The 12,520-nt window shown below is 67.2% G+C and carries 13 protein-coding genes; 2 read left to right on the top strand and 11 right to left on the bottom strand.

Annotated elements, in window-relative coordinates; translation table 11 throughout:
* Positions 1-6: 6 nt before the first annotated feature.
* The 8 genes from QTH86_RS23540 to pdxH form a co-directional block, all read right to left on the bottom strand.
* Positions 7-1,929 (bottom strand): PrkA family serine protein kinase, encoded by a 1,923-nt coding sequence (locus tag QTH86_RS23540; RefSeq protein WP_286648593.1) that lies wholly within the window; start codon positions 1,927-1,929, stop codon positions 7-9.
* 326 nt (positions 1,930-2,255) lie between these two features.
* The gene (dnaJ, locus tag QTH86_RS23535; protein WP_286648592.1) at positions 2,256-3,395 is read right to left on the bottom strand and encodes a molecular chaperone DnaJ; all 1,140 of its coding nucleotides are present in this window, start codon (positions 3,393-3,395) and stop codon (positions 2,256-2,258) included.
* An 86-nt stretch (positions 3,396-3,481) separates the two neighbouring features.
* On the bottom strand, positions 3,482-5,419 hold the full coding sequence (dnaK, locus tag QTH86_RS23530) for a molecular chaperone DnaK (protein ID WP_286648591.1): 1,938 nt from the start codon (positions 5,417-5,419) through the stop codon (positions 3,482-3,484).
* Positions 5,420-5,526: 107 nt separating this feature from the next.
* Positions 5,527-6,102 carry a nucleotide exchange factor GrpE gene (gene grpE, locus QTH86_RS23525; RefSeq protein ID WP_286648590.1) on the bottom strand — a complete coding sequence of 192 codons (576 nt, stop codon included), beginning with the start codon at positions 6,100-6,102 and terminating at the stop codon, positions 5,527-5,529.
* 162 nt (positions 6,103-6,264) lie between these two features.
* Positions 6,265-6,615 carry an FKBP-type peptidyl-prolyl cis-trans isomerase gene (locus tag QTH86_RS23520; protein WP_286648589.1) on the bottom strand — a complete coding sequence of 117 codons (351 nt, stop codon included), beginning with the start codon at positions 6,613-6,615 and terminating at the stop codon, positions 6,265-6,267.
* A gap of 108 nt (positions 6,616-6,723) precedes the next feature.
* The gene (locus tag QTH86_RS23515; RefSeq protein ID WP_286648588.1) at positions 6,724-7,104 is read right to left on the bottom strand and encodes a winged helix-turn-helix transcriptional regulator; all 381 of its coding nucleotides are present in this window, start codon (positions 7,102-7,104) and stop codon (positions 6,724-6,726) included.
* Positions 7,105-7,229: 125 nt separating this feature from the next.
* Positions 7,230-8,081, bottom strand: coding sequence for an archaetidylserine decarboxylase (gene asd / locus QTH86_RS23510; protein ID WP_286648587.1), 852 nt, complete (start codon positions 8,079-8,081; stop codon positions 7,230-7,232).
* A 115-nt stretch (positions 8,082-8,196) separates the two neighbouring features.
* The gene (pdxH, locus tag QTH86_RS23505) at positions 8,197-8,841 is read right to left on the bottom strand and encodes a pyridoxamine 5'-phosphate oxidase (protein ID WP_286648586.1); all 645 of its coding nucleotides are present in this window, start codon (positions 8,839-8,841) and stop codon (positions 8,197-8,199) included.
* A 54-nt stretch (positions 8,842-8,895) separates the two neighbouring features.
* On the opposite strand from pdxH, the gene QTH86_RS23500 reads away from it, so the two are divergent.
* Positions 8,896-9,474, top strand: a complete 579-nt coding sequence (locus QTH86_RS23500) for a nucleotidyltransferase family protein (RefSeq protein WP_286648585.1) — start codon at positions 8,896-8,898, stop codon at positions 9,472-9,474.
* Here the strand turns inward: QTH86_RS23500 and QTH86_RS23495 are convergent.
* A complete protein-coding gene (locus QTH86_RS23495; protein WP_286648584.1) occupies positions 9,458-9,994 on the bottom strand; it encodes a superoxide dismutase family protein in 537 nt (178 codons plus the stop codon). The two genes, QTH86_RS23500 and QTH86_RS23495, sit on opposite strands and share 17 nt — an antisense overlap.
* Positions 9,991-10,635, bottom strand: a complete 645-nt coding sequence (locus tag QTH86_RS23490; protein ID WP_286649113.1) for a gamma-glutamylcyclotransferase — start codon at positions 10,633-10,635, stop codon at positions 9,991-9,993. The genes QTH86_RS23495 and QTH86_RS23490 overlap by 4 nt, the downstream gene beginning before the upstream one ends.
* Before the next feature lie 159 nt (positions 10,636-10,794).
* On the opposite strand from QTH86_RS23490, the gene QTH86_RS23485 reads away from it, so the two are divergent.
* The gene (locus QTH86_RS23485) at positions 10,795-11,361 is read left to right on the top strand and encodes an OmpA family protein (RefSeq protein WP_286648583.1); all 567 of its coding nucleotides are present in this window, start codon (positions 10,795-10,797) and stop codon (positions 11,359-11,361) included.
* Positions 11,362-11,420: 59 nt separating this feature from the next.
* On the opposite strand, the gene gntR is transcribed toward QTH86_RS23485, so the two are convergent.
* The gene (gene gntR, locus QTH86_RS23480; protein WP_286648582.1) at positions 11,421-12,449 is read right to left on the bottom strand and encodes an HTH-type transcriptional regulator GntR; all 1,029 of its coding nucleotides are present in this window, start codon (positions 12,447-12,449) and stop codon (positions 11,421-11,423) included.
* Positions 12,450-12,520: the final 71 nt, after the last annotated feature.

Below are 12,520 nucleotides of genomic sequence, written 5' to 3'. Positions count from 1 at the left end.
ATGAACTCAGGAACTCTTGCGAACGCGCAGGTACCACTCGCACAGCAGCCGCACCTGCTTGGCGGTGTAGCCCTTCTCGACCATGCGCGCGACGAAATCCTGGTGCTTCTTCTGTTCGTCAGCGCTGCTCTTGGTGTTGAAGCTGATGACGGGCAGCAGCTCCTCGGTGTTCGAGAACATTTTCTTCTCGATCACCGTGCGCAGCTTCTCGTAGCTGGTCCACGCCGGATTGCGTCCCGCGTTGCCGGCCCGCGCCCGCAGCACGAAGTTGACGATCTCGTTGCGGAAGTCCTTGGGGTTCGAGATGCCGGCGGGCTTCTCGATCTTCTCGAGCTCGCCATTGAGCGCCACGCGGTCGAACACCTCGCCGGTGTCCACGTCGCGGTACTCCTGGTCCTGGATCCAGTAGTCGGCGTAGGTGACGTAGCGGTCGAAGATGTTCTGGCCGTACTCGCTGTAGCTCTCGAGGTAGGCGGTCTGGATTTCCTTGCCGATGAACTCGGCGTAGCGCACCGCCAGGTGTTCCTTGATGTACGCCAGGTACTTCTGTTCGGTCTCGGCGGGGAACTGCTCGCGCTCGATCTGCTGCTCGAGCACGTACATCAGGTGGACCGGGTTGGCCGCGATCTCGCTGCTGTCGAAGTTGAAAACCTTGGAGATGATCTTGAAGGCGAAGCGCGTCGACACGCCGCTCATGCCCTCGTCGACGCCGGCGTAGTCGCGGTACTCCTGCAGCGACTTGGCCTTGGGGTCGGTGTCCTTCAGGCTGTCGCCGTCGTAGACCTGCATCTTGCTGAAGATGCTCGAGTTCTCCGGCTCCTTCAGGCGCGTGAGCACCGAGAACTGCGCCATCATGCGCAGCGTGCCCGGGGCGCAGGGCGCCTCCCACAGCGACGAGGTTCGCACCAGCTTCTCGTAGATCTTGATCTCCTCCGAGACGCGCAGGCAGTACGGCACCTTGACGATGTAGATGCGGTCGAGGAAAGCCTCGTTGTTCTTGTTGTTGCGGAAGGCCTTCCACTCGCTCTCGTTGCTGTGCGCCAGCACGATGCCGTCGAAGGGAATCGCGCCGAAGCCTTCGGTGCCCTTGAAGTTGCCTTCCTGCGTGGCCGTCAGCAGCGGGTGCAGCACCTTGATCGGCGCCTTGAACATCTCGACGAACTCCAGCAGGCCCTGGTTCGCGAGGCACAGGCCGCCGGAATAGGAGTAGGCGTCGGGGTCGTCCTGCGCATAGGTCTCGAGCTTGCGGATGTCGATCTTGCCGACCAGCGAGGAGATGTCCTGGTTGTTCTCGTCGCCCGGTTCGGTCTTGGCCACGCCGATCTGCCGCAGCACCGACGGGTAGCGCTTGACCACCTGGAACTTGCGGATGTCGCCGCCGTATTCCTCCAGCCGCTTGACGGCCCACGGCGACAGGATGCGCTGCAGGTAGCGGCGCGGAATGCCGTATTCCTTTTCGAGGATCTCGCCGTCTTCGGTCGGGTCGAACAGGCCGAGCGGCGATTCGTTCACCGGCGAGCCCTTGATGGAATAGAAGGGCACGTGTTCCATCAATTGCTTGAGCCGCTCGGCAATGGAGCTCTTGCCGCCGCCCACCGGCCCCAGCAGGTAGAGGATTTGTTTCTTTTCCTCCAGGCCCTGGGCGGCATGGCGGAAGTACGACACCACCTGTTCGATGGCGTCTTCCATGCCATAGAACTCCTTGAACGCCGGGTAGAGCTTGATCACCTTGTTCGCGAAGATGCGCGAGAGGCGCGGATCGTTGCGGGTGTCGACGAGCTCGGGCTCGCCGATGGCCTTGAGCATGCGTTCGGCGGCGGTGGCGTAGGCGACCGGCTCGCGCTTGCAGATGTCGAGGTACTCCTGCAGCGAGATGACTTCTTCTCGCGTGCGGTCGTAGCGGGCGGCAAAGTTGCTGATCACATCCATGGACAAAACCTCCATCGAGTCAATGGGGCCGTAGCCCCGGATCTGCCGCAGAACACGCGCCGACCGCAACCGCTGTGTAGGCGCTTGCGTACGGCGTGGTGCCCTGCAAAAACTCCCTAACCAAACTGCTGATTCAGCATAAAGCAAAGATCGCACCTGCGTATGGTGTGTTCTCTCTGAACAACAGCGCCGGATCAAGTTCCACCCTGAACCATGAACGATTCGGCAACCGTGATCGCCGACCGTGTTTTCCCCGTATATCGATAGCACCAAACAAAAGGGCGGCCCGCAGGCCGCCCTTGTCGGAGCGAGTCAGCCAAAGGCGCTCAGCTGAAGAATTCCTTGGCCTTGTCGAACCAGCCCTTGTCGGTCGGGCTGTGCTTGTGGCCGCCCTTCTTGAAGGAGTCGTCGAGCTCCTTGAGCAGCTTGCGCTGGTGCTCGGTGAGCTTGACGGGCGTCTCGACGCGCACGTGGCAGTACAGGTCGCCCGGATAGCTCCCGCGCACGCCCTTGATGCCCTTGCCGCGCAGGCGGAACTGCTTGCCGCTTTGCGTGCCGTCGGGAATGTCGATGGCGGCCGCGCCGCTGAGGGTCGGCACGTTGATCTCGCCGCCCAGCGCGGCCGTGGTCATGCTGACGGGCACCACGCAGTGCAGGTCGTCGCCGTCGCGCTCGAAAATCTCGTGCTTCTTCAGGCGGATCTCGATGTAAAGATCGCCCGGCGGCCCGCCGTTGGTGCCGGGCTCGCCGTTGCCGGTGCTGCGGATGCGCATGCCGTCGTCGATGCCGGCCGGGATCTTCACTTCCAGCGTCTTGTTGTTCTTGATCTTGCCCTGGCCGTGGCAGGTGGGGCACGGCTCGGGGATGATCTTGCCGCTGCCGTGGCATTGCGGGCAGGTCTGCTGCACGCTGAAAAAGCCCTGGCGCATCTGCACCGAGCCTTGGCCGTGGCAGGTGGTGCAGGTGATGGGCTTGGTGCCGGGCTTGGCGCCGCTGCCGTGGCAGGTGTCGCAGTCGTCCCAGCTCGGAATGCGGATCTGCGCGTCCTTGCCCTCGGCGGCTTCCTCCAGCGTGATCTCCATCGCGTAGCTCAGGTCGCTGCCGCGAAACACCTGGCGCCCGCTGCCCTGGCGGCCGCCGCGGGCGCCGCCGAACACGTCGCCGAAGATGTCGCCGAAGGCTTCCGCGAAGCCGCCGAAGCCCTCCGCGCCCGGGCCGCCGCGCATGTTGGGGTCGACGCCGGCATGGCCGTACTGGTCATAGGCGGCCCGCTTCTGCGGGTCGGACAGCATCTCGTACGCTTCCTTGGCGTCCTTGAACTTCGCCTCGGCGTCCTTCGAGGCGTCACCCTGGTTGCGGTCGGGGTGGTGCTTCATCGCGAGCTTGCGATAAGCCTTCTTGATCTCTTCCTCGCTCGCGTTCTTGGGAACGCCGAGGGTTTCGTAGTAGTCGCGTTTGGTGGCCATGGTACGTGGTCGTCGGGAGCGGGTCAGGAAACGGAAAAGGCTGGATCACCCGACAGGGTGATCCAGCCTTGGAGAGCGGCTGCCGATCAGCCCTTCTTCACTTCCTTCACCTCGGCGTCGACGACGTTGTCGTCGGCCGGGGCGCTGGCAGCTTCCGCGCCAGCGGCGGCACCGGGGCCACCCGTGGCGCCGGCCGCAGCCTGCGCATCGGCGTACATCTTCTCGCCCAGCTTCTGGCTCGCGCCCATCAGCGTGTTGGTCTTTTCCTCGATCGCGGCCTTGTCGTCGGTCTTGAGCGCCTCTTCGACGTCCTTGATCGCGGCTTCGATCTTTTCCTTCTCGCCGGCTTCCAGGGTTGCACCGTGTTCGCCCAGCGACTTCTTCACGCTGTGGACCATGGCTTCACCCTGGTTGCGGGCCTGCGCCAGCTCGACCTTCTTCTTGTCGTCGGCGGCATTCAGCTCGGCGTCCTTCACCATCTTCTGGATCTCGTCTTCCGACAGGCCCGAGTTCGCCTTGATGGTGATCTTGTTTTCCTTGCCGGTGCCCTTGTCCTTGGCGCCGACGTGCAGGATGCCGTTCGCGTCGATGTCGAAGCTCACCTCGATCTGCGGCGTGCCGCGCGCGGCCGGCGGGATGCCTTCGAGGTTGAACTCGCCCAGCGCCTTGTTGCCCGAGGCGATCTCGCGTTCACCCTGGAACACCTTGATCGTCACGGCCGGCTGGTTGTCCTCGGCGGTCGAGAAGGTCTGTGCGAACTTCGTCGGGATGGTCGTGTTCTTCGTGATCATCTTGGTCATCACGCCGCCCATCGTCTCGATGCCGAGCGACAGCGGGGTCACGTCCAGCAGCAGCACGTCCTTGCGGTCACCCGAGAGCACCTGGCCCTGGATGGCGGCGCCCACGGCCACGGCTTCGTCCGGGTTCACGTCCTTGCGCGGTTCCTTGCCGAAGAACTCCTTGACCTTCTCCTGCACCTTGGGCATGCGGGTCATGCCGCCGACCAGGATCACGTCGTTGATGTCCGACACGCTCACGCCGGCATCCTTGATGGCGGTGCGGCAGGGCGCGATGGTGCGTTCGATCAGCTCGTCGACCAGGCTTTCCAGCTTGGCGCGGGTCAGCTTGATGTTCAGGTGCTTCGGGCCCGAGGCATCGGCCGTCACGTACGGCAGGTTGATGTCGGTGGCGGCGCTGTTCGACAGTTCGATCTTGGCCTTTTCCGCGGCTTCCTTCAGGCGCTGCAGTGCGAGCACGTCCTTGCCGAGGTCGACGCCTTGCTCTTTCTTGAACTCGGAAATGATGTAGTCGATGATGCGCTGGTCGAAGTCTTCGCCGCCCAGGAAGGTGTCGCCGTTGGTCGACAGCACTTCGAACTGCTTCTCGCCGTCGACGTCGGCGATCTCGATGATCGACACGTCGAAGGTGCCGCCACCCAGGTCGTACACGGCGATCTTGCGGTCGGCCTTGTCCTGCTTGTCCAGGCCGAAGGCCAGGGCGGCCGCGGTCGGCTCGTTGATGATGCGCTTGACGTCCAGGCCGGCGATGCGGCCGGCGTCCTTGGTGGCCTGGCGCTGGCTGTCGTTGAAGTAGGCCGGCACCGTGATCACGGCTTCCGTGACCGGTTCGCCGAGGTAGTCTTCGGCGGTCTTCTTCATCTTGCGCAGGATCTCGGCGCTGACCTGCTGCGGTGCCAGCTTCTTGCCGCGCACTTCGACCCAGGCGTCGCCGTTGTCGGCCTTGGAGATGGTGTAGGGCATCAGGTCGATGTCCTTCTGCACTTCCTTTTCCTCGAACTTGCGGCCGATCAGGCGCTTGACGGCGTAGATCGTGTTCTTCGGGTTCGTCACGGCCTGGCGCTTGGCCGAGGCGCCGACCAGCACTTCACCGTCTTCCTGATACGCCACGATGGACGGCGTGGTGCGCGCGCCTTCCGAGTTCTCGATCACGCGGGTCGTGTTGCCCTCCATGATCGAGACGCACGAGTTGGTGGTGCCAAGGTCGATACCGATGATTCTGCCCATGATGAAGGTTCTCCTGAATGCTGAAATGAAGTTGTTGTGAACGTGTGGATAACCCGCCGTGATTCAAGGGATGGCGCGGGGATTTCCTGTGGGTTTCTTGTGCAGGATCAGCTCGCCGAGCTGACGGTGACCAGCGCCGGGCGCAGCACGCGTTCGGCGATGGTGTAGCCCTTCTGCAGCACGCCCACGATGGTGTTGGGCTCCTGGCCCGGCGTCGGCACGACCGAGATGGCCTGGTGCTGGTGCGGGTCGAACTTGGTGCCGGCGGCCGGAGCGATCTCGATCACCTTGTGGCGCTCGAGCGCACTCTTGAGCTGGCGCAGCGTGGCTTCGGCGCCTTCGCGGATCTGTTCGGGCGTGACGTCCTGGATCGCGAGACCGGCTTCCAGGCTGTCGGTCACGGGCAGCAGGCTCTCGGCGAAGGATTCGACCGCGAACTTGCGGGCCTTGCTGATGTCGTCGTCGGCGCGGCGGCGGGCGTTCTGCACGTCGGCCTGGGCGCGCAGGTACTGGTCGGCCAGTTCGGCGTTTTTCGCCTGGAGCGCGGCCAGTTCGGCCTGGACCGTGGCCAGTTCGCCCTGGGCATCGGCCTCGTTGGCGAACTGCGCGGCTTCCAGCTCTTCGGGGCTCGGGTCACCTTGCAGGGTCTGCGGGTTCAGTTCGGGATTTTTTGGGTCTGACATGCTCAAAAACCGTTGGATTGGCCGTGAAAGAAACGATTGCAGGCCATCTGGGGCCGGCAGTAGGGCTTTTCAAGGCAAAAAAATGCGGCTGATCAAGCCGCTGGCGGGAAATGCTGCGTTTCCCGCGGTGAGGTCTGGGGACGGCACCGCCGTCCCAGGGGATCAGTGCGCGTCGAGCAGCTCGACGTCGAACTTCAGCGTGGCGTTCGGCGGAATCACGCCGCCGGCGCCGCGGGCACCGTAGCCCAGCGCAGCCGGGATCACCAGCGTGCGCTGGCCGCCGATCTTCATGCCCGCGACGCCTTCGTCCCAGCCCTTGATGACCTGGCCGGCGCCCAGCGAGAACGCGAAGGGGTCGTTGCGATCACGGCTGGAGTCGAACTTGGCGCCCTGCACGCCGTCGTTGTAGAGCCAGCCGGTGTAGTGCACGTGCACGTGCTGGCCGGGCTTGGCTTCGGCGCCGTCTCCGACGACGGTGTCTTCGTATTGCAGGCCGGAAGGGGTGGTGGGCATGGGCGCTCCTGATGGGGTTGGAAGAGAAAGAAAGCGGGGGAGTTTAACGAGCAGCCCCGGCCGCTCTGCAGGACGCCACGCCGTCGCAGCGCGGCGTCGGCCGGCTGCTCAGTGCGAGGAGGCGGCCGGTGCGGGTGGCGTCGATACCGTCGCGGGTGGCGTTGCCGCCGCAGCCGAGGCCGCCGCTTTCCGGACCTGGCCCGCCTGCCATTTGGCGGCGAAGGCCTGCAGGTCGGACAGGCGCTTGAGCAGGTCCTGCCCGCTGAGCGTCAGGCAGTAGCCCTCGCCGCTGTGGCTGACGACCCCGGCTTCGCGCAGCTCCTTGATGCGGGTGTTCAGCGTGTTGGGCGTGATGCCGCCCACGCTGTCCTGCAACAGCCTGAAGGTCTGCGCATGGCCGTCCCGCAGCGCCCAGAGCACCCGCAAGGCGTAGCGTGCTTCGAGCAGCGCCAGCAGCTGGTTCACGGCTGCGTTTTCCTTGGAACTCATCGGGGTCGTCTCCTCGGCATGGATGGCGGTGCAAAGCGGGCTGGCGACTATAGCGCAGGCGTCCGTTTGCTACGAATGTTGTAGCTGTCGCCTCGCGCCAGCCGTGGGCTGTGGCGGACAGCGCCTCAGCCGTTGGTGTGGTTGGCCATCACTTCGCCCAGACGCACCGGCCGGCCTGGCGCCCAGGCCGGGTTGAAGGCCAGCGCGGGCCGCGGGAACAGCATCACGACCGTCGATCCGAGCAGGAAGCGCCCCATCTCTTCACCTTGCTTGAGCGAGATGTCCTGGTCGTCGTAGCGCCATTCGCGCACCTCGCCGCCGCGCGGCGGGTTGATCACGCCGTGCCAGACCGTGGCCATGCTGCCCACGATGGTGGCGCCGACCAGCACCAGCACGAAGGGGCCACGCGGCCCGTCGAACAGGCACACGGTGCGCTCGTTGCGCGCGAAGAGGCCCGGCACGCCGCGGGCGGTGGTCGGATTCACCGAGAACAATTCGCCCGGCACGTAGATCATGCGGCGCAGCCGGCCATCGCAGGGCATGTGGATGCGGTGGTAGTCACGCGGGCTCAGGTACAGCGTGGCGAAGCTGCCGTGCGCGAACTGCGCGGCCAAGGCGGCGTCGCCGCCGACCAGCGCGGTGGCCGTGCAGTGGTGGCCCTTGGCCTGAAAGATCTGGTCGTCGTCGATCACGCCGAACTGGCTGATCGCGCCGTCCACCGGCGACACCAGGTCGGCCCGGGCGATCGGCCGGGCGCCGGGCTTGAGTGCGCGGGTGAAGAAGTCGTTGAAGCTGGCGTAGCTGGCGATGTCGCTGTCGAGCGCCTCCGCCATGTTCACGCCGTACTTGGCGACGAAACGCCGCACGATCCAGGTCGTGACCGCCCCGCGCTCCTTGCCGGCGACCCACCCGGCGAACGAGGTCAGCGCCTGCTTGGGCAGGACGTACTGGGGGAGAACAGGGAGGCGATCGGACACGTGGGGGAGGGAGAAGCGGCAGGACCGCGCATTCTAGGAACTTGCGGCCGCCCTCGCGGCTGCCCCGGGGGGCGCGATCCGGTGTAGGCGTGCGCCGCGCGGGGCGCTGTCGAACTCAGGGTGCCAGCCGTTCGCGCACCCAGCCGCCATCTTGCCGGTAGCGCAGGCGGTCGTGCAGCCGGCTCTTGCGGCCCTGCCAGAACTCCCAACGGTCGGGCACCAGCCGGTAGCCGCCCCAGTGCGGCGGGCGCGGCGGTGACAGCAGATGCCGGGCCGCGGCCACGGCGGCGTTCTTCACCAGCACCTCGCGCCCCGAGATCACCTCGCTCTGCGGGCTGGCCCAGGCGCCGATGCGGGAGTCGAGCGGGCGGCTGGCGAAGTAGGCGTCGCTCTCGGCGGCATCGACCTTCTCGACCCGGCCTTCGATGCGCACCACCCGTTCCAGCTCGACCCAGTGGAACTGCAGCGCCGCATATGGGTTGCCGGCCAGCTCCTGGCCCTTGCGGCTCTGGTAGTTGGTGTACCAGACGATGCCGCGCGCGTCGTAGCCCTTGATGAGCACGATGCGGGTCGACGGCCGCAGGTCGCTGCCGACCGTGGCCAGCGTCATGGCATTGGGTTCGGGGAGTTGCGCCTCGATGGCGTCGCCGAGCCAGCGTTCGAACTGCTGCAGCGGCTCGTGCGCGCTGTGGGTTTCGTCCAGCTCGGCCCGCTCGTAGCTCTTGCGCAGCGCGGCGAGGTTGTCGTTGGGAGAGGTCATCGGGCGATTGTCGGTCCACCGCGACCTTCGCGGCATGCGCGTGATACTTCAGTCATGACCGCACCGCTGCCTTCCACCTTGCCCACCGTGATCGTGCTGGCCTCCGGCCGCGGCGAGCGCTTTCGCGCCTCGGGCGGCGCGCAGCACAAGCTGGCGGCGCCGCTCGGCGGGAAGCCGGTGCTCGACCGCACGCTCGATGCGGTGCGTGCCAGCGGGCTGCCCTGGCATCTGGAGGACGCGGGCCATCCGGGCATGGGCGATTCGATCGCCGCGGCGGTGCGCGCGACCGCTGATGCGGCCGGCTGGCTGGTGCTGCCCGCCGACCTGCCGCTGGTGCGGCCGGACACGCTGCGCCGCGTGGCCGAAGCGTTGGCAGGCGCCACGGCGGTGCAGCCGCAACACGAAGGCCGACGGGGTCACCCGGTGGCGTTCGATGCGGGCGCGCGCGACGCACTGCTGACCCTGACGGGCGAGCGTGGCGCAGCCCCCGTGCTGCAGGCGCTGCGCGCGCGCGGCGAGGTGCGCGATCTGGTGGTCGACGACATCGGCATCGTGACCGACATCGACACCCTGGCCGACCTTGCCGCCGCCGAGGCGCTGCTCGAGGCGGGCGGGCTTAGCCCTTCGCGATGACCGCGCAGGCGATGCGCGGGCCGGAATTGCCGGCCGGCTGCGTCGTGAAGTCGTCGCGGTCGCGGTGCACCACCAGCGCGCGGCCGATCACGTTGTTGGCGGCGCCGTCGGTCAGCGAGATCGAATGCACATCGACGCGGAAACGCGCCACGCCGCTCGCATCGGCCATCAGGCTGGGCAGCTCGCCCGCGTGGCTGCCGGGGGCGGCGAACTTGCCGTGCACGCCACCGGCCGGGTTGAAGTGCCCCCCGGACGCATTGCCGTTGTCGCCGCAGTCGCCCTTCTCGTGGATGTGGAAGCCGTGCTCGGTGTTCGGCGGCAGGCCGCGCACCTCGCCGGCCACGCGCAGGCCGTGCTCGAGCGGCGTGAAGGTCACCTTGCCCACGGTCGGGTTCGGCGTGATCGCCGCGGTCGGCACGAGGTCGGCGACGGCGCCGGGCCCGCCGGACATCGAGGCGCAGCCTGCGAGCAGGCCCGCGGCCGCGGCGGCCAGGGCGATCGAACGGAAGCGAGAGGTCATAGTTTCTCCTGGAAGTGGTCGGGCGCTGCGGATGCGGCGGTGTCCGGGTATAGCGGTGCCGACGGTGCGCCGCAATCGGCCGATGCCGACAGCTCGGATTCTGCGAGCTGCACAAGTCGGGCCAACGCCCGGTCGTGGATGGCGTGGCGCTGCAGTTCGAGCCATGTCTGGCGTGCGTAGTCCAGCGAGGTGCCGTAGCGGCCGGTGGCCGTCTGGAAGATCTGTCGGTAGCGCGCGTCGCTCAGTTCGCCGGTGAAGTTCGGGCTGCGCCGCGACAGCGTGAAGGCCAGCGCCCGCACCCGGCCGCCGGGCGTGACGCAGTCGAGCCAGCGCGGGTCGTAGACGCCGGTGGGCATCTCGCGCAGCCACAGCCGGCCCAGCGTCTCGAGGCCGTCGGCCGCAGGGATGCGGAACACCATCCCCTGGCAGCTGCCGCCCGACAGCAGCCCGAAGACCAACCCCGGGTTCTGCACCGTGCCGCGGTTCACGCGGCTCCACATCTTGAGCGCCCGGTGCCAGCCGTGCACCTTGGCTGCGCGGCGTTCGACGAAGTCGAAGTCGGGCCGCCAGATGAGCGAGCCATAGCCGAACAGCCAGAGGTCGTCGTGGCCGCCCCAGTCGGTGATGGTGCGTTCGAGCATCGGCTGCGGATCGCGCAGCGGGCGCGGCAGCGGATCAAGGCCGATGGGGCCGACAGGGCCAGGGTCGCCGCAGGCCGCATCGGCCGGGGCACCTACAATTTCGCGGTCATGGATCACCCGCCCATTATTTACCGTCCCCTTTCCTTCGGAGAACACCGCATGTCATCCAGCAACGACGAAGACAGCCAGCAGCGCTTTGCCCTCGGATTCCTCTTCGCCCTGATCGCGCTGGTGGTCTTCACCGTGGTGGGCTTCGCGACGTTCAACTACGGCATGGGCGGCGCCACCGTGCAGGACAGCGGCCTGCCCGTCACGCAGGTCGAGCCGGCCGAAGCCCCGCTGCCTGGACCGGGCAGCACGGTGACGACCGAAATCGTGACGGTGGTGGTGCCCGAAGGCGCAAGCATCCAGGTGGTGGGCGGCGTGGTGAATTTCTACTTCGCTACTGGCAGCGCCGACCTCGCGCCAGGCGCGGCCGAAGCGCTGGCCACGGTGATCCAGGGCATCCAGGGCGGCCGCAAGGCGGTCATCTCGGGCTTCCACGACACCACGGGCGATCCGAAGATCAACGAGGAACTGGCCAAGCTGCGTGCACAGACGGTGCGCGACGTGCTGGTGGGCCTGGGCGTCGCTGCCGAGAAGGTCGATCTGCTGAAGCCGGCTGTCAGCACCGGCTCGGGCAACAACGCCCAGGCGCGCCGCGTCGAGGTCAAACTGCTGGACTGACCGGCCGCGCGCACGTCAGCCACCCGCCTGGTCTCGACCAGGCTTTTTTGTGCCCGGCCTCAGCTGCTGCCGCGCACGACCAGCTCGTAGTCCAGTTCGACGCAGCCGGGCAGCGGCAGCGTGCCGCGCATCATGCCCAGCAGCATCTCGGCGCCGGCCCGGCCCACTTCGCTGCGCGGTGTCCGCACGGTGGTGAGCGGCGGCACCATCTGGTCGCTGCCCGCCAGGTCGTTGAAGCCGGCGATGGCGATGCGGCCCGGCACCGCCACCTGCAGGCGGTTGGCGGCCAGCAGCCCGCCCTGGGCGATGTCGTCGTTGCAGAAGAAGATCGCGTCGATGTCCGGCATGCGCTGCAGCATCTCCTCGAACAGGCGCGCCCCCAGGGCGATCGACGACCGCTCGGGGCTGAGCATTTCCAGCCGCGGGTCGTAGAGGCCCGCCTCGCGCAGGGCGCGGCGGTAGCCTTCGGCGCGTTGCATCACGCGCGGGTCGAGCTGGGCGCCGCAGAAGGCGATGCGGCGGCGCCCGCGCGCCAGCAGGTGGCGCGTGATGGCGGCGCCCGCGTCCACCTGCGAAAACCCCACGCACGCGACGCCGGGCGCGGTGCTGGTTTCCATCAGATGCACGCAGGGCACGCCGCTGCGCACGATGAGCTGGCGCGCCGTTTCGCTGCGGTCGAAGCCGGTCACCAGCAGGCCGGCCGGACGGTGGGGCAGGTAGGTGTGCAGCAGCAGTTCTTCTTCGGCGCTGTCGTAGTGCGTCACGCCGATGAAGGGCTGGTAGCCCTCGGGGAACAGGGTGCGGTGCACCGCCTCCAGCAGATCCACGAACAGGGTGTTGGACAGCATCGGCACCAGCACCAGGACCTGGCTGCTGCGCTGCGACGCCAGGGCGCGCGCGGCGGGGTCGGGCACGTAGCCCAGGCGCCCGGCCGCCTCCCGCACCCGTGCGGTCAGCGCCGGGTCGACGCTGCGTTCGCCGCGCAGCGCCCGCGACACGGTGATCGGGCTGACAGACGCTGCGCGTGCCACGTCGTCGAGCGTGATGCGGCCACTGGAGCGGCGAGGGCGGCGGGTCGCGTCGGTCAAGGGTAAATCCGGATGAAAGGAGCGCCCATTGTTCTCTAGGATAGCGCTATCCATCACAGGGTTAACAAGTA

The organism is Variovorax sp. J2L1-78 (assembly GCF_030317205.1).
GTDB classification, from domain to species: domain Bacteria; phylum Pseudomonadota; class Gammaproteobacteria; order Burkholderiales; family Burkholderiaceae_C; genus Variovorax; species Variovorax arabinosiphilus.
The sequence above is the reverse complement of the archived record's forward strand: the minus strand, read 5'-3'. Positions and strand labels throughout refer to the sequence as shown.